The sequence below is a fragment of the Flavobacterium crocinum genome (assembly GCF_003122385.1).
Lineage (GTDB): Bacteria > Bacteroidota > Bacteroidia > Flavobacteriales > Flavobacteriaceae > Flavobacterium > Flavobacterium crocinum.
Map to the genome: position 1 here is coordinate 5,616,737 of NZ_CP029255.1, position 16,495 is coordinate 5,633,231.

Sequence of the window (16,495 nt, forward strand, 5' to 3'; positions counted from 1 at the left end):
TGGAATGAACCGCAATAAAAAGGAACATTATTTTCTTTCCGATGGTGGAGAAATGGGAAGCTTAATACGTTCCACTGACTGGAGCAAAACCCCTTTGGGCAATCCGGAGAAATGGCCACAAAGTCTAAAAACTATGACTGCCATGATGCTTGGCAATCCTTTTGGGATGTACATTGCGTGGGGCAAAAATTATACGCAGTTATACAATGATGCTTTCCGTCCAATTTTAGGTGTTTCAAAACATCCTGAAGCACTAGGCGGAAGTTCTCAAAATACATTTGCAGAAATCTGGGATACTATTGGCCCAATGTTCTCCGATGTCATGAAAGGTAAGGCAGTAAGTTTTCCTGATTTTAAAGTTTCACTCAACAGAAACGGTTATACAGAAGATTGTTTTTTTGATTTTTCATATAGTCCTATCAAAATAGAAGACGGTTCAGTAGGTGGTATTTTAGTTACTGTAATAGAAACCACCGAAAAGAAAATTGTTGCAGATGCATTACAGGAAAGCAACGCGCGATTCGTTAACAATATCATGCAGGCTCCTGTTGCGATGTGTATTTTTAGAGGAGAAAATCATGTAGTAGAAATTGCCAATGAACAAATGATTCAGCTTTGGGGAACAACTGCGATAAATATTATCAATAAACCAATTTTTGAAACGATTCCTGAATTAAGGAAACAAGGCCTTGAAGAAATTCTTCAGAACGTTTTTACGACAGGCAGAAAAACTACAACTGATGAACTTTTTGTCCAACTCAATCGAAACGGACAAACCGAAAACACTTATGTCAATTTTGTTTATGAAGCCCTTAGAGAAGCTGATGGAACAATTTCTGGCGTTGCCGCAATTGCAACCGAAGTAACCGCACAAGTTCTAGCTCGCTCCAAAGTGGAAGAAAGCGAACAAAAAATTCGTCAGTTGGTAGAAAATGCACCATTTCCTATTGCCGTTTATGCTGGGAAAGAAATGCGTATCGAATTGGCCAATGATTCTATTATAAAAGTTTGGGGAAAAGGTCCTGACGTGATTGGAAAAACATATACAGAACTTCTTCCTGAACTAAAGGATGAGCCTATCTTCAAGCAAGTACAAACTGTATACGAAACTGGCGAATCTTTTCATTCTAAAAACAGTGAAATTAATCTGATAGTAGACAATGTCTTAAAAACTTCTTATTTTGATTACAGCTTTACTCCTCTTTATGACATTTCTGGAAAAGTATATGCTGTAATGAATACCGGAGTGGAAATAACCGATATGTTTTTGGCCAAACAAAAAATTGAAGAAAGCGACAAACGTTTCCGCAATACCGTAAAACAAGCTCCTGTAGGAATTACCATTCTTCGTGGGCCTGAATATATAGTCGAAATGGCAAATGAAGCTTATCTAAAATTAGTCGATCGGGAAGAAAGCACTTTTGTAGGCAGACCTTTATACGATTCTCTTCCGGAAGTAAAAGATACTGTAAGTGCCTTGCTTGATGGTGTTTTAAATACTGGAATTCCTTTTCGTGGAAATGAGGTTCCGGTTCCAATAAACCGATACGGGAAAATTGAAACCTGTTATTTTGACTTTCTTTATCATCCTTTAAAGGAAGAAAATGAAACTATTTCGGGTATTTTAGTAACCGTTACAGAAGTCAGCGAAAAAGTAGAAGCCCGCAAAAAAATAGAGCTAAACGAAGACCGTCTTAAAATTGTAGTCGAAGCCAGTGAATTAGGAACCTGGGAACTGAATGTTAAAACCCGAAATCCAATTTATTCTAAAAGATATCTCGAAATTATAGGCGGTTATACCGAAGATGTTTCGTTAACTCATGAGGAATTGCTGGCTCATCTTCATCCTGATGATGTACAGATCAGAAATAGAAGTTTTAAAGAAGCTTTAACTTCCGGATTTCTACATTATGAAGCACGTGTAATCTGGAAAGACAAATCAATACATTGGGTCGAAGGAAAAGGCAAAGTTTTTTATGATGAAAATAATGAACCTTCAAAATTGATTGGAACTGTTAGAGATATTACAGCAGAAAAAAAATACCAGCAGAAAATTGAAGAAAGCGAAAAGAAACTACGCAATCTTATCATGCAGTCGCCTGTGCCAAAAGCAATTTTGCGTGGCGATGACTTTGTAATCGAAATGGCCAATTTTGTTCTGTTAGATAATATCTGGAAAAAAGAAGAAATAGATGTTCAAGGAAAAAAACTATTAGAATTATTTCCAGAATTAGAAAAACAGAAATATGCCACATTACTGAAACAAGTTTATGAAACAGGAAAAGCCTATTCAGAATCAGAATCACTTCTTTTTATCAGAAATGAAGACAATCAATTTTATGTAGATTTTGAATTTGCTCCGCTCCGGGAAAGTGATGATTCTATTTCGGGAGTAAGAATGACTCTGATTGATGTTACTGAAAAAGTAGAAGCCAGAAAAAAAATCGAAGAAAGCGAAATGCGTTTTCGTTCTCTTACGGAAAGTATTCCGCAGTTAATCTGGGAAACCGATGCTGAAGGAAATGCTTTGTTTACTTCTGGAAAATGGCTGGAATATACCGGAATTCAACCTGGCACCGAAGGTTCTTGGGAAGCCATGATCCATCCGGATGATTTTCAAGAAAATATCAGAATCTGGCAAAATGCGCTTAAAACTGGCGAAATGTATCGCTGTGATGTGAGAATGCGCAGAAGAGATGGGAATTACCGTTGGCACACTGTAATTGGAGAACCTGTTTACAATATTGAAAATAAAATTATAAAATGGGTTGGTGCCTTTACGGATATTCATACCGAAAAAGCTTTTACACACGAACTGGAACAACAGGTTACAGCCCGAACAAGAGAATTAATTCGGATTAACGAATCGCTTCGAAAAAGTGAAGAACGTTATCATTTAATGGTTGAAGAGATTCAGGAATATGCTATTTTATACCTTAACCGGGATGGCATAATTGAAAACTGGAATGTGGGAGCCGAAAAAATAAAAGGATATAAAGCAGACGAAATTATCGGAAAATATTTTTCTGTTTTTTATACCCAAGAAGATCAAAAAAACAATCTCCCACAAACGCTTTTACAACGTGCAAGAGATAAAGGAAAAGCAATTCATGAAGGCTGGCGCACTCGTAAAAATGGAAATTTATTCTGGGCCAGCGTAGTAATTACTGCTGTTCACAATAAACAAGGCGAAGTAATTGGTTTTTCAAAAGTGACCCACGATTTGACCGATAAAAAAAGAGCAGACGATACTTTGAAACTGAATGCAATGGAGCTCGAACAGAAAAATAACGAGCTGGAAGAAATGAACAAAGAGCTTCAGTCCTTTGCCTATATTTCGAGTCATGATTTGCAGGAACCGCTTCGAAAAATACAGACTTTTGCTTCGCAGATTATAGAAAAAGAAGCTGCTAATTTATCTGAAAATGGTTTAGATAAATTTAGAAGAATGCAGAACGCCGCACAGCGAATGCAGACTTTAATTAACGATTTACTTTCCTATTCAAGAACCAATGTTCAGGAACGTAATTTTATAAAAACCAATCTTTGTCAAATTATTGAAGAAGTTAAAGACGATTTAAAAGAAGAATTAGAACAAAAAAGCGCTGTTATTGAAGTCGGAAAAACATCAGAAGTTGATATAATTCCGTTTCAGTTCAAACAGCTTCTATACAATTTAATCAGCAATTCATTGAAATTCTCTGATCCGGATGTTCCAATTAAAATTAAAATCAAAAGTGAAATTAAACCAGGAAAAGATTTCAATATTGAAAAACTAATCTCGTATAAAAATTACTGTCATATTCAGGTTTCGGATAACGGAATTGGTTTCGAATCGCAATACAACAAAAAGATCTTCGAAGTTTTCCAGCGCTTACACGGAAGAGACCGCTACAACGGAACCGGAATTGGTCTTGCAATCGTAAAAAAAATTGTAGAAAATCATAACGGAGTCATTACCGCGTCCGGAGTGCAAAACAAAGGAGCTTCTTTTGATATTTATATTCCCGTTAATTAAGAATATTCAAATTCCAAATTCCAAATTCCAAATTCCAATAAAAAAACGGAAATAACTTTTAAGTTATTTCCGTTTTTAGTTTTTAAAGAAATGTAATTATCTAGAGAAAACGGTAATTACACCAGTTGTTTTGTCTTTAATTTTAAGTTCTTTGTTAGTAAGATTCATAATATCACTAGTTGTAGTAACACCTCCGATAGTAAGTGTTAAATCATTGTGAGATCTTACATAAGTTCCAGTAGTTTCTACCAACGAACAATTACTTCCACTATAATCTCCGTAAACTGCTGCATTACTTAATCTTAGATCTAAATAATCCAATGAACATCCGGCTTGATTTGCCAGAGCATCGATTAAAACTTCTTGCCCGTCAGCATTAATTGTTCCTGTTTGTCTCAGGTTATATTTTCCCTGAATTGGAACAATTGTCTCTCCTTCGTTATCGTCACTGCTACATGATGCGGCAAATAATCCCAAACTTAAGGCTGATACTAATAATAATCTTGTAGTTTTCATGTTGATTTGTTTTTTATTGATATAATTTAATACTGCTAAATTAAATGTATACCCTTACAAAAAATTCCATGATTTCAGGATTATATTACATAAATCGCATTTTAACGCAATTTTATCTTCTTACATATTTATTAATAATATACGAAGTAATTGGTCTTAATGCTTTTCCCGTTTCGGGATGTGTCCCATGCGTATTAAAAAAATCAATACTATCTCCCACTTTAGCATACCAGATAATAGCTTTTTCATTTTTAAAAAAAGTTGTGGTATCACTAACTTTAATTCTTCGAAGATTAATGATTCTTTCATCATAAGGTTCTGGCGAATTAAATGTACCTATTCCTTGTATTTTCAAATCACAGCCGACTTCTTCATAATGATCACCTGACCATTGTATGCATTCTTTCCTGGATAAATTAAAATAAGTGATTAATCCTAATCCTAAAATAACAGCTGCGATTCCTAAATATTTCATTTTTTTAGATTTTGGTTTATCATCTATATTAACAAAAGTGGTTATTGGAATTGATGTTGATTGAGGTTCTTCCTCCTGAATTGGTTCCGATTCCTGATTCTGAGTTTCTTCAGGCTCTTGAATATCAAAAGTTTCTTTTGGTTCAATCGAATTTTCAATTTTCGCATCATCAACCAAACTATCAGGAGGCGTTTCCGGTCGAACAAATTTGGTATCTCTTAGATCATTTATTAATACTACCTCATCTTCGTCATGATGTTTTTTAAAGTTACCAAAAGGCCTATGCTTAAAATCAACCAGGATTGCTGCCATTTCAATTCTTGCTCTGTTTTCAGTATTTCCTCCTTCTAAAAAATTAATTATAGGTTTCAATTTACCAATATTACAGTTTTCGATTGCTTTTTTTAAAGAGGAGTTTTCTTTTGCTTCTAAAAACAATTTTAGAATTTCTTCATCAATTTCACTTATTCCCTTTTCAAATAATCTAAGATAAAAATCCCTCAGTTGAGCTGGAGTCGGATCTGATAAAATACCAGATACATCTCGCTCAATTGCTGTTTTATATTGAGTTCGAATAGCAGTTTTATAATCGACAATAGTAAAGTTACTCATAGGCTTCTACGGATTTATTAGAATTTTCGGAATCATCGGAAATATCGGAATTCTTTATCAATGCAGGCTCAGAACCGTCGTTACTTTGCCTCAACAAAATTAGTTAAGGTTTTGATCTGCAGGTCAAAAACAAATGTACAAAACTAGTTAAGTCAACAAGTGCGGAAAACCGTAAAACGGAGTTTATCCCGGGAAGTATAAATAAAATTTTATAGTTCTACGCACTTCACTTCCCAAACAAGTCGGCAATGCCATAACAAGTTCGGAACCTTTCTGAGCGGCAAAGCCCTTTTACTAAATCTTAAATCATTAAAAAAAATGAAAACACTATTTACATTGGGAGCGTGCGCGCTATTGAGTCTGACAATTTTTTCTTGTACAGCTGATGAATTTGAAACATCAAATAAGGATAAATCCACAAATGAGGTAAAAAAGGATTCAACAAATACTAAATACGCAACTGGGCCGGAAGACGATCCGATTCCTGTAAATCCTCCATCAAAAAAGCCATAAATAAAAATCTGTACTAATTCAATAAATTAGTATTTTCGGGGAAAGTATCTTTTATGTTACGATCCCCGATTTTTTACTTATTAATTTTTCTGTCTTTTCTTTCCTGCCAGGAAAAGAAAGCGGCTTCTGTTAAATCTGATAAATCCAGAGCGTATGGCGATACTTTACAGCAAAAAGCAGTAGATTATTTTAAAAAAAGCAATTATAATAGTGCTTTTTACTACTTCAATAAATCTAAAATAGCCTTTGAAACCAATAAAGACAGTGCCAACATTGTCTTTAATTTAATTCAAATGGCCAATATTCAGCAAATAAATGGTGACTACTATGGCAGCAAGGAGACCTTGACCGAGGCACTACCTTACAGCAAAAATGACTATAATTATACTGCAGCAATTAATAACTTATTCGGAATTGCATACAAAGAACTTTCGCTTTATAGTGATGCTGTTTTTTATTACAATGAAGCGATAAAAAACTCAGCTGACGAATCTGCAAAATTATCTCCGCTCAACAATATTGCAGTTATTTACACACAGCAAAAGAAATATGATCAGGCGATTCATATTTTAGAATCTCTTTTAAGAAAAAAACAAATTACGGATAAAAGTAAAAACAGGTTTTTAGATAATCTTGGTTTTGCTTATTTCAAAAAAGGAGAAAAGGAGAAAGGTCTAATGTTAATGAGTAAAAGCCTTAATCTGAGAGAGCAATCGTCAGATTCTTATGGAAGTATTGCCAGCTATTTGCATATAGCCGAATATTATGCCAAAACCGATTCACAAAAATTCAATCAATATGCTTTACATGCGTATCAAACGGCAACAGACCTTAATAGTATCGATGAAAGATTAGATGCTTTATCCTTATTGATTATAAAAGGACAAAATTTTAAAACTTCTGAGTATGCTCGAAAATTTGTTTTTCTAAATGACAGCATTCTTAAAATCCGAAATAATTACAAAAACAAATTTGCCAAAATAAAATACGACTCTAAAAAAGAAAAAGACGAAAATCAAAAACTTCGTTTAGAAAAAGCAGAGAATTTAGTAGCATTAAAAGATGCTGAAAACGAGAGAAATATTTTTATTGCCTCTTTTGTTGCCTTTATCCTTTTACTGGTTTATCTGAAAAAACAATATGACAACCGAAATCGAATAAAAAATATCAAAATAGCTTATGATACCGAAACCCGCATTGCAAAAGACATTCATGACGGTATCGCAAACGATGTTTTTCATGCTATTACTTATACACAAACCCAGCCTTTGACCAACGAGAATAACAAAGAAAATTTGTTACAAAAACTAGATAGCATTTATTCTCGCGTTCGCGGAATTTCCCGTGAAAACAATGATATTGACACTGGGTCAAATTTCCCAAAAAATTTAAAAGAAATGCTTTCTACTTATAATAACAGTCAAACCAATGTTATTATTAACGGTGTGGAAAAAATAAATTGGGATTCTGTTGAAGATTTAAAAAAGATTGCTATTCAGCGAGTTTTACATGAATTAATGGTCAATATGAAAAAACACAGTCAAGCTCCTGTAGTCTCAATAAAATTTAATACAAACTCAAATTCCCTGCTTATTGATTACAGCGATAACGGAAAAGGCTGCGAAAAATCAAAAATTATAAAAAATGGTTTACAAAATATGGAAAACCGTATTCTGGCCATAAAAGGAACTATTACTTTTGAAACTGAACCTGATAAAGGTTTTAAAGTAAAAATAACAATGCCTAAATAAAAGCCTATGTTTAAAAAAGTAATAATAGCCGAGGATTTTGAAGAATTCAATTTAGCCATAAAACAAACTTTGAATGATTTCAACATTGTCAATTTTCAGCACGCAAAATATTGCGACGATGCTTTTCTAAAAATAAGAAAAGCTATTCAGGATAATGAACCATACGATTTATTAATTAGTGATCTTTCATTTAAAAAAGACCATCGTGAAGTAAAAATTGGCAGTGGTGATGAGTTAATTCAAAAAGTTCGTGAATTGCAGCCTGACATTAAAGTCATTGCTTATTCTATTGAAGATAAAAATGCTCGTATAAAATCACTTTTTGACGATTCTGAAATTAATGCCTTTGTACTAAAAGGCAGAAACAGTATTGAGGAATTAAAAAAAGCGATTACCATAATTTCGACCTCAGATCAAAAGTTTATTTCGCCGGAAGTGGCTTCTGCCCTTCTTGAAAAAAATAATTTCGAGATTGACGATGTCGACATCAAAATTCTCAAATATTTGTCTGCCGGAACTTCGCAAGATGAAATTATCGAGATTTTTAAAAGCTCGGATGTTAAACCAAATAGTAAAAGTGCTATGGAAAAAAGATTATCTAAACTCAAAGATTTTTTCAAAGCCAACAATACCGTTCATTTGGTTTCAATTGTAAAAGATATGGGGATTATTTAATCTTCTCTTCCATCATACTTTTTCAAAGCTCCTTCGGGAGCTTTTTTTATTTCCAAGAATTAAAATGTTGAATTATGGATTTCCGTAAAATACAGGTTTTGATTGGTTTTACTTTTGGGTTATTAATCAATTAAATCTAAAAACATGAAGAAAACCATTTCACAAATTATCGCATTTACAATAACTGCACTACTGCTTTCCTGTCAAAGAACTATCGAATCAGATGCAGAACTAGCAGCAGCTGTAGACTCAGCCGCAATAGTTGTTGATTCAATTGTAGCAACTACAACTAATAAATGGGAATATCATCAATCAACAGATAAAATGACATCAAAAGCAATCAATTTTGCACAGATAATGTCTAATCAGAGCCTAGATTTAGAATTTCCATATGAAGGAACTAATTATGGTAGATTAACATTAAGAAAAAAGGATGGCTTGGATATATACTTAAGCATTGATAAAGGTCAAATTACTGGAGGATATGATAACAATTATATTTCAGTACGTTTTGATGAGGAGAAGCCTATGAAATTTAGCTATACTGAACCACAAGATGGAAGCAGTGATTTAATTTTTATTGATAACGGAGTAAAATTCTTATCAAAGTTAAAGAAATCAAAAAAAATACTTATTTCATTACCTCTATATCAGGCTGGAAATCAAATACTCGAATTCAATACGGTAGATCTAAAATGGTAATTTTTAAAAATAGTAAAATGAAAAAAATTATAGTCTTTTTTATTGTAATTGCAATCTTTGGCTGTTCTACCAAAAGTGAATTATACAAAGAAACAGATTCGTTTGTACAATCTCTACAAACAGAGTATGAGAGCTATGGATTTTCTCCTGAGAAATATTCTAAAACTACTGGTGACGGATTATATACTATTTCTCCAATTGGTCGGTTAATCAATGTAAAAATACAAAAGGTTGTAAGTTCTGAAGAATACGAAAATCTAAAAAAAGAAATTGAAGAACACTACAAAGGCGACACAAGAGTTAAAAGCGTCTATATTTGCCAAGCTGGTACCATTATGATTGATTGTAGAAACTAAGTTCTGCATATTTTTCAAAGATTAATTCTGAAACCAAGCTTATGTTTTTTAAAGAGGAACTTCATTGTCCTCTTTTTCTCTTTAGATAACTTCCTTCAAAATTTTCATTCCATTACGGATTTCCATAATACACTGGTTTTAATTGGTTCTACATTTGAAAAATTTATTGCGCAAATCAAAATCAAATGAATACTTCACCGGTAAAAAACATAAGTTTAGTTCTCTGTAAAAAGAAGAAATGACAAAATAGAAAAATCAGGTGTAAATACGTATTTCAAAAAAAATAAATATAACCAAATTTAAAAAAAATTGAACAATGGAAAGATATGCAAATCGAAATGGGCAATCAGGAGTTTCTGCTTACGAAATTGGAACAAATTATATTCGTATAAGATTTTCTTCTGGAAGTGTTTATCAATATAGCTATAGAAAAGCAGGACAATATCATGTCGATAACATGAAACGATTAGCTACACAAGGATATGGGCTTAATAGTTACATAAATGCTTATGTGAAATTTAAGTATGATTAGTAATATAAATTAATCATTATTATTAACTCAAATCCCAACTCAAACCAAATACCCCAACCGCCTATGCAAAAAAACTACCTCATCTTACTTTTTGTTTTTATATTTTTTTCCTGTAAAAATGCTGATGCTCCTCCACCGTCATCTCAGATAAATTCATTTTATAAACCAGTAATTACATCAGATGATCGTAAAACAATTACACCGGAAGAAGCAAAAACGTACCATGTAAATACAAGTTACAAATACAAATACAGAACTGGAAATCCAGGTCGTTATAAATACAATTATGACGTAAGAGGAATAAATACTTTTGGAGATTCAGTTTTCGGGAATATAAATGTTCAAGGGAAATATGGTGCCGGGGTCTTAATTGATAGTCTTGGCGAAACAGAAATCAATACAGAATGGATTTCGCATGGAAAATTAAAAGCTCTTGACCAACAAAGAAACGAATATCATTTAATTGTCAAATAAAAATATGAAATGAAATATAATTTATAAGTCTTGTTTTTCATCTTTTCGACTTCATTTACACCTCCCGAAACCACAGTATATGTTTGCGGATCTTCTGGTGCTAAAAAAGAAAATTGCCGTGGACTTCGTTCTTGTCGCAGCGAAACAGTAAAAACAACACTCAAACAAGCTAAAGGACTTGGTTTATCACTTTGCGGATGGGAAGATTAATTATCTTCTCATCCGCATATTTAATTATTTGATAATAATCACTTTACAATAAATTCACATTAGTTTTATTAATTTGATATAAAACTAATCGTTATGAAATTCTTTAATCTAAATTTTCTGGTATCATTCAAAGAATGGCTTTTTTTAAGAGCTATGCAATCTTCTTTCCTACACTAATCAAAGTATTAAAAACAAAGGAAAGTCTTATTGAATGAATAAAATTGAAAACTCATTTTTGAACAAAAACCAATTTGGTGAAGATTTCTTGTGGGGTGTTTCTACCGCTGCTTTCCAAATTGAGGGAGCACATGATTCTGACGGAAAAGGTTCTTCTATCTGGGATGTTTTTACTTCCCAAAAGGGAAAAATAAAAAACGGCGATCATGCCCTGACTGCCTGCGATTTCTACAACTCTTATCAGGATGACATCAATTTGATTCGGGAACTCAATATTCCGAATTTTAGATTTTCTATCAGCTGGCCGCGAATTATGCCAACGGGAATTCATCCTGTAAATCAGGCCGGAATTGATTATTACAACAAAATCATAGATTCACTTCTTGCTTCCGGAATAGAACCCTGGATTACACTTTATCACTGGGATTTACCACACGAACTCGAATTAAAAGGAGGATGGACCAACCGCGAATCGGTTTCCTGGTTTTCAGAATATGTAGCAATTTGTGTGCAACATTTTGGCGACCGTGTAAAAAACTGGATGGTAATCAATGAACCTTCGGTATTTACAGGCGCAGGTTACTTTTTAGGCATTCATGCTCCCGGAAAAAAAGGAATTACCAATTACTTAAAAGCAATGCACCATGTTACTCTGGCAACAGCTGCAGGCGCAATAATTATACGTAACAGAATTCCGCACGCTAATATCGGAACGACATTTTCCTGTACCCATATAGAACCTGCTACAGAAAGCGCAAAAGATGTTGAAGCCGCAAAACGTGTCGATACTTTATTGAACAGAACTTTTATTGAACCTATTCTTGGTTTAGGTTATCCGCAAAAAGATCTTCCCGTTCTTAAAAAGCTCAATAATTATATTTTAGAAGACGACTTAAATAATCTTGCATTTGATTTTGACTTTATCGGTCTTCAGTGTTACACACGCGAAGTGGTAAAATCGGCCATGCTGATTCCGTATATTGGTGCCGAATTGGTAAGTGCCGAAAAACGAAATGTCATTTCGACTGAAATGGGCTGGGAAGTGTATCCACCGGCACTGTATCATGTTCTTAAAAAATTCAATGAATACGAAGGAATTCGAAAAATAATTATTACCGAAAATGGTGCTGCTTTTCCTGATGTGGTAACCAATGGAAAGGTTTTCGATATCAAAAGAACGCATTATATTCAGGATCACCTCGAACAGATTTTAAAGGCCAAAAACGACGGTTTAAATGTCGAAGGATACTTTGTATGGAGTCTGACCGATAACTTTGAATGGGCAGAAGGTTACAACGCCCGTTTTGGATTAATTCACGTAGATTTCGAAACGCAAAAACGAACTATTAAAAACTCTGGATTATGGTTTAAGGATTTTTTATCCTAAAGCTTAATTCTTAAAAATACAAAAGCCTTTCGCATTTAAAATGGGAAAGGCTTTTTTTATAGTCAAAATAGTATCAAATCTTTAGCGTAGTCTGTATTTATAATTTTGCTTTAAAATCCCGACATGAACTTTTCCATTATTTTTTAAGTGAGTCGTTACAAGAATATATCTTTCTTCAGGATACTTTACAGTATAGCTAAAGACCGTATCTTTTACTTTAACCTGCAGCAAATGTTTCCCGTCATCAGAGACTGATAATGCCGCTGTTTCATAAGTAGGCATAGCTTCTGTGGCTTTTAAAGTAATGTCTTTTACTTTTTCTTTATCCAGAAGTACTTCCACTTTTAGATTATCCAGTTTCATATCTGTTGGCTGCTCAAACGAGACAACATATTTTTTACAACCAAAAGTGCACAAAACGATTAATAATAGCAATAATTTTTTCATGAAAATATTTTTAAACAGATGGTTATTCGGAATCCAAATTCCTTTTAATATTTTATAAATATAACCAATTTTATTACAATTCGATTCTCCAAAAAAGCAAGTTTGATAGTCTCTAAAATTCGGTTTTCAAACGAAAAAAAAGATTCAAAAAAAAGGCAAAAAAAATCGATTATTTCCCTGATTTTATTAGGTTTAACGGTTATTTTTTCTTATCTTTATAGTGTAAATAACAACAAATATATGCCGAAAAATAAACTTTTTAAACGCCAGAATTACATCTTAAAAAATTATTCTTTTTTCTTCTTTAAACATTTTATTTTTCAAAATGTTTTCAAATTTCAATTCGAAATTTTCTTTTTTAATCTTTTTTCTGCACAAAGTATAAACAAGCAGATGACACCAGAGCAACCGCTCCAATTGCAATCGTAATTATTTTGCGGGGATATATTTTCTGAACCACTTTTTTAGAAAATAAGTCTTTGAAATTAAACAAAAGATTTCCTTTTTGAGGAACCTCTTTCGACTCTTCATGTTCATTATTCACCAAAACTCTTTCTGCTATGCTATTATTTCCGATTTCAAAATTCAAATTTTCATTAACACTTTCAATTTGTTTCGCTAAATCAATTCTACACTTTTCATTAAATTTTTTAAAAGGCCGAGGCTGAAAATCGACTATAACTGCCGCAAGATTTATAGCGTCAATATTTGAAGGATCGGTTTCGCCTTTAAAGAAAGTTTCAATTGGTCTGAACTTATCTTTTTGTTCCTTAAACTTATTCTTTTTGGTATGGTCAAAATCCAGACACAACAGGTTTTTAAAAACATTCAAATCATCCTGACTTGGGTTGTTTTCATAAATAAGCCAGCATAAATCACGGAGTTTTCCGCGGGAAGGACTGTGTAAATAATCAAAGTGTTCTCCCTCTTTTTCGAGTTCGTATTTAATTTTAATCGCCTTTTTATATTCTTCTAATGTGCTATTCATCTTCGCTTTTTTAGGAATCACTTTGAACTGTCTTTTTTCATTTTTAACAAAACCCTTTTATATGCCTTCAAACACTTTCAAGTTTTATTCCAATTTCAATATTATTTCTACATTTTTTTTTAAATGTTTAACCAACTTTTCGCAGACTTTTTACATCTATAAAGTATAACGATTTGTCTAAAATTAAATAGCATTTAATAAAAAAACAGGCATTGCCTTTTTATTGTATTGGGAATTCTCGGGAATCTTGGGAAAACGCGGGAATTTCGGGAATACCTTATCTACAGTGCTCTAAAAGTGCCTTTCCTTTGCATCAGAAATTAGTTCAAGTTTTGTCTGCAGACTAAAACAAATATATAAAACTAGTTCTAATTCACATTGTGGAAAACCGTAAGACCGGGTTTATTCGGGAAGTATAAATTACGTCTTACAGTTCTACACAAGTACTTCCCCAAAAAACAATTTGGTGTCGCCAAAAAAGACTTCGGATCATTCCGGACAGCCACACCTATGTCTAATTTCTAAATCAAATCAAAATGAAAAAATTAATACTATTTATCGCTTTTGCGCTATTGTTCACTATATTTTCTTGTACTCCGGATGAGTATGAGACACAACCAACAAAAAAAATCGAGAAAAACATCGATAAATTAAAAGCTGGTGATGATAAACCTGATGGTCCTGGTGATAATAAAACTCCACCTACAAAACCATAAGCTAAAAATATATTTTTAGTATGCAATTAATTACTATTTTCGGGGAAAGTAAATTTACATGTTACGCTCCCCGTTTTTTTATTTCATAATACCACTTTTTCTTTTTTCCTGTCAGGAAAAAAAGATAATTAATAATGATAACGAATCTATACGAAAAGAGGCACTTGCTTTACGAGATAAAGCTGATGAAAATTATGAAAAACAAAACTTCAACACGGCTTTCTATGAGTTCAATAGATCAAAAGCACTATACGAAACATTAAAAGATAGTGCCAATATTGCTTATATACTCATTCAAATGGCATCTATTCAACAAGTGAATGGCGATTATTATGGTAGTAAAGAAACAGTTACCGAAGCATTACCTTATACTAAGAAAAACAAAAATCACACTGCTTGTATAAATAATATTCTAGGAATTGCTGACAAAGAACTTTCTCTTTATGATGACGCTATATTTTATTACAAAAAATCAGTAGATGACTTCATCAATCTTAGTGAAAAACAAGGACCTTTAAGCAACATTGCAGCTGTCAATATTCAACAAAAAAAATATGATAATGCAATCACTATTTTAGAATTTCTCTTAGAATCTCCTTTAAGTAAAAAAATATTAATGGAGAAAGTTAAAGAAAATCAAAAATCAAGTTTTAATGACAATTTAGGTTACGCTTACTTTAAAAAAGGATTTGATAAAAAGGGATTTGATTTAATGAATGAAGGTCTTCAAATTAGAATTAAGACTAAAGACACTTACGGAAGCATTGAAAGTTATCTACACCTTGCCGACTACTATTCTAAAAAAGATCTTCAAAAATCAGACGAAAATGCTCTTTTGGCTTATAATACAGCCACAAAACTCAATAGTGTTGACGAAAGACTGGAAGCACTTCAAATTTTAATTTCCAATAATCACAGTGCACAGGACACCAAATATGTGCAAAAGTATTTTGCCTTAAATGACAGTATTATTAAAGTGAGAAACAACTTTAAAAATAAGTTTGCCAAGATTAAATACGATTCTAAAAAAGAAAAAGACGAAAATGAAAAACTTCGTTTAGAAAAAGCCGAAAATGAACTATCGCTGCAAAAAGCCAGTTACATGCGAATTGTATTTGTAATTGTATTTGTTTTCTTAGTGATTTTAATTGCCATTTTAATCCGTTATTATAAAAATAAAAACAAAGCAATAGAATTTAAAACTTCTTACGATACCGAAACCCGAATCGCAAAAAAAATACACGATGAGCTGGCTAATGACGTATTTAATGTAATTGCTTTTACCGAATCTCAGTCTTTATCTGCAGAAAGTACCAGAGAGAATCTGCTTCAAAAATTAGACGACATTTACGGACGTGTCAGAGGAATTTCAAGAGAAAATAATAGTATCGATACCGGAATCAATTTTACCCGAAGCATCAAAGAAATGCTTTCGGCTTATAATACCCGCGAAAGAAACATCATCGTGACCAATTTAGAAGAAATAAACTGGGAATCGATCGATGATATGAAAAAGATTACCATTAGCCGAATTTTACAGGAATTAATGGTCAATATGAAAAAACACAGTAAGGCAAACCTTGTGGTAATAAAATTTGAAAGTGACCTAAAAACGATCTTTATCAATTATATGGACAATGGTGTGGGTTGCGAAAAAAGTACTATTGTAAAAAATGGTCTTCAAAACATGGTAAACCGCATTATAGCCGTTAACGGAACTATTGATCTTGAAACAGAACCAGACAAAGGCTTTAGAGTAAAAATAACAATGCCGGAACAAACGCTAATAAAAGCTTAGTTTATTGGTACAATTATTTTAAACACATAGAAACATAGTTATTTGATGATTTAAAAAAGGCGTTTCACTAATTTAAATGCACATAGTTCAGCTATGTGTAGAAACTTGTTTCTTTTGATCTCTTTTTCATTACAAAATCTATGTTTCT

16 protein-coding genes are annotated in these 16,495 nt (G+C 32.7%); 12 read left to right on the forward strand and 4 right to left on the reverse strand.

Annotated features, from left to right (window positions below; translation table 11 throughout):
• Window positions 1-4: 4 nt before the first annotated feature.
• Window positions 5-4,018, forward strand: a complete 4,014-nt coding sequence (locus HYN56_RS23765) for a PAS domain S-box protein (protein WP_109194475.1) — start codon at window positions 5-7, stop codon at window positions 4,016-4,018.
• A gap of 96 nt (window positions 4,019-4,114) precedes the next feature.
• Here HYN56_RS23765 and HYN56_RS23770 read toward each other — a convergent pair whose 3' ends face one another.
• Entirely contained in the window at window positions 4,115-4,534 is a 420-nt protein-coding gene (locus HYN56_RS23770) for a lipocalin-like domain-containing protein (RefSeq protein WP_109194476.1), read from the reverse strand.
• Window positions 4,535-4,646: 112 nt separating this feature from the next.
• Window positions 4,647-5,621: a hypothetical protein gene (locus tag HYN56_RS23775; protein WP_109194477.1), complete on the reverse strand. Its 975-nt coding sequence runs from the start codon at window positions 5,619-5,621 to the stop codon at window positions 4,647-4,649.
• Window positions 5,622-5,939: 318 nt separating this feature from the next.
• On the opposite strand from HYN56_RS23775, the gene HYN56_RS23780 reads away from it, so the two are divergent.
• The 9 genes from HYN56_RS23780 (at window position 5,940) to HYN56_RS23820 (ending at window position 12,398) form a co-directional block, all read left to right on the forward strand.
• Complete coding sequence (locus HYN56_RS23780; RefSeq protein ID WP_109194478.1) at window positions 5,940-6,134, forward strand: hypothetical protein; 195 nt, start codon at window positions 5,940-5,942, stop codon at window positions 6,132-6,134.
• A gap of 53 nt (window positions 6,135-6,187) precedes the next feature.
• Window positions 6,188-7,885 carry a tetratricopeptide repeat-containing sensor histidine kinase gene (locus tag HYN56_RS23785; RefSeq protein ID WP_109194479.1) on the forward strand — a complete coding sequence of 566 codons (1,698 nt, stop codon included), beginning with the start codon at window positions 6,188-6,190 and terminating at the stop codon, window positions 7,883-7,885.
• A 6-nt stretch (window positions 7,886-7,891) separates the two neighbouring features.
• Window positions 7,892-8,560 carry a DNA-binding transcriptional response regulator gene (locus HYN56_RS23790; protein WP_109194480.1) on the forward strand — a complete coding sequence of 223 codons (669 nt, stop codon included), beginning with the start codon at window positions 7,892-7,894 and terminating at the stop codon, window positions 8,558-8,560.
• A 144-nt stretch (window positions 8,561-8,704) separates the two neighbouring features.
• Complete coding sequence (locus tag HYN56_RS23795; protein WP_109194481.1) at window positions 8,705-9,262, forward strand: hypothetical protein; 558 nt, start codon at window positions 8,705-8,707, stop codon at window positions 9,260-9,262.
• 17 nt (window positions 9,263-9,279) lie between these two features.
• A complete protein-coding gene (locus HYN56_RS23800; RefSeq protein WP_146194634.1) occupies window positions 9,280-9,618 on the forward strand; it encodes an ABC transporter in 339 nt (112 codons plus the stop codon).
• Between the two features lie 316 nt (window positions 9,619-9,934).
• Entirely contained in the window at window positions 9,935-10,150 is a 216-nt protein-coding gene (locus HYN56_RS23805) for a hypothetical protein (protein ID WP_109194483.1), read from the forward strand.
• 63 nt (window positions 10,151-10,213) lie between these two features.
• The gene (locus HYN56_RS23810; RefSeq protein WP_109194484.1) at window positions 10,214-10,624 is read left to right on the forward strand and encodes a hypothetical protein; all 411 of its coding nucleotides are present in this window, start codon (window positions 10,214-10,216) and stop codon (window positions 10,622-10,624) included.
• Window positions 10,625-10,654: 30 nt separating this feature from the next.
• The gene (locus HYN56_RS23815; RefSeq protein ID WP_240622626.1) at window positions 10,655-10,834 is read left to right on the forward strand and encodes a hypothetical protein; all 180 of its coding nucleotides are present in this window, start codon (window positions 10,655-10,657) and stop codon (window positions 10,832-10,834) included.
• Window positions 10,835-11,045: 211 nt separating this feature from the next.
• Entirely contained in the window at window positions 11,046-12,398 is a 1,353-nt protein-coding gene (locus HYN56_RS23820) for a GH1 family beta-glucosidase (RefSeq protein ID WP_109194485.1), read from the forward strand.
• A gap of 81 nt (window positions 12,399-12,479) precedes the next feature.
• Here the strand turns inward: HYN56_RS23820 and HYN56_RS23825 are convergent, their stop codons facing one another.
• The gene (locus HYN56_RS23825; RefSeq protein ID WP_109194486.1) at window positions 12,480-12,845 is read right to left on the reverse strand and encodes a hypothetical protein; all 366 of its coding nucleotides are present in this window, start codon (window positions 12,843-12,845) and stop codon (window positions 12,480-12,482) included.
• Window positions 12,846-13,203: 358 nt separating this feature from the next.
• A complete protein-coding gene (locus tag HYN56_RS23830) occupies window positions 13,204-13,833 on the reverse strand; it encodes a hypothetical protein (RefSeq protein WP_109194916.1) in 630 nt (209 codons plus the stop codon).
• Between the two features lie 536 nt (window positions 13,834-14,369).
• Here HYN56_RS23830 and HYN56_RS23835 point away from each other — a divergent pair.
• The gene (locus HYN56_RS23835) at window positions 14,370-14,549 is read left to right on the forward strand and encodes a hypothetical protein (protein WP_109194487.1); all 180 of its coding nucleotides are present in this window, start codon (window positions 14,370-14,372) and stop codon (window positions 14,547-14,549) included.
• 58 nt (window positions 14,550-14,607) lie between these two features.
• Window positions 14,608-16,347 (forward strand): tetratricopeptide repeat-containing sensor histidine kinase, encoded by a 1,740-nt coding sequence (locus HYN56_RS23840; RefSeq protein WP_109194488.1) that lies wholly within the window; start codon window positions 14,608-14,610, stop codon window positions 16,345-16,347.
• Window positions 16,348-16,495: the final 148 nt, after the last annotated feature.